Origin of the sequence: Clostridium sp. DFI.1.208 (genome assembly GCF_024463855.1) — a bacterium.
GTDB lineage: Bacteria > Bacillota_I > Bacilli_A > Erysipelotrichales > Erysipelotrichaceae > Clostridium_AQ.
In genome coordinates this window covers 1-416 of the sequence record NZ_JANGCA010000207.1, presented here as the reverse complement: position 1 = coordinate 416, position 416 = coordinate 1, and the positions used below count along the sequence as shown (strand labels likewise).

1 pseudogene is annotated in these 416 nt (G+C 37.3%); it reads right to left on the bottom strand.

The features are described from left to right. Positions 1 to 97 (bottom strand): annotated as a pseudogene (locus NE665_RS24060) (XRE family transcriptional regulator); the annotation flags it as partial. Positions 98 to 416 lie beyond the last annotated feature (319 nt).

Here is a 416-nt window from a genome sequence, read left to right as displayed (position 1 = left end):
TTTTGTCCGCAAGTTCCTGTTGTTTCATTCCTCTGTGTTTTCTTATGGTCTGTATGTTTTCTCCTAAGAAACTGATTTTCTTTTCATAATGCTCCATAACTTAGTATAACCGCTCCTTTCGTTGCTTTTCTTGGTATTTATAAGCATATCATACTTAATCTATATCTAAAAGTCAACAAAAACTTCTTGACAAGTAATTCTAATGGAGTTATTATCGTATTAGATAGGGTGATTAAGCACGCTAGGGTCAATCACACGCTTGAGTAAGCATATAAAATACATATTTTCACTTTGATAGCATGAATAAGCATGGACTATCAGACCGAAAATAAGGTTTCTGACTGGGGCTGTTCCGTTTAGCCACGAGCCTTACAAGGCTCGTGAGCGTTAAGAACGGGGCAGACACAGGAAGAAAG